Here is a 520-nt window from a genome sequence, read left to right on the forward strand (position 1 = left end):
GCGGCCGTACGCTCCAAGGGCATCCTGGTGAAAAAGGCCCTGGCCAGCGGCCATGCCTGCCTGAAGCCGGGAGAGGACCCGCTACGGCGCACCTTCGAGTTGTTGATGCGACATCCTGGCATGAGCAGCGCGATCATCGGCACTATCAATTCGTCGCATTTGCGCGAGAATGTCTCCTACGCCTTGGCTGCCATACAACAACGTTTGTGAGGTGTCCCTTAGGCGGCTGAATCGGTCGGCAGTGCTGTCTGGCTGCCTTTGAATCTCCCCGGGCCTGTCGCACGGGCACCGTTCCCATAACGGGCCGGTCAGCCGCTTTTCGGGTCGCCGAAGGGAGACTACTGCCATGCCGAAAGTCCTGGATCGCAAGAACCCGCGCACCTTCAAGACCCTTCCGCTGTTCGTCGAAGCCAACCCCGACAGTCTCTGCTACCAGAGCCTGGGCATGCCGCTCAACTTCGCCCAGATGCTCGAACGGCGGCGCCCGGTGCAGGTTTGCGATACCCGCCACTTTGCCATC

Annotated in this window: 1 protein-coding gene; it reads left to right on the forward strand. The window is 61.9% G+C overall.

Annotated elements, in window-relative coordinates:
* A partial coding sequence (locus tag ACFOLC_RS16170) for a hypothetical protein (RefSeq protein WP_386760295.1) occupies nucleotides 1-210 on the forward strand: 210 nt, incomplete at its 5' end.
* Nucleotides 211-520: the final 310 nt, after the last annotated feature.

Source organism: Lysobacter cavernae, assembly GCF_042648505.1.
Lineage (GTDB): Bacteria > Pseudomonadota > Gammaproteobacteria > Xanthomonadales > Xanthomonadaceae > Lysobacter_L > Lysobacter_L cavernae.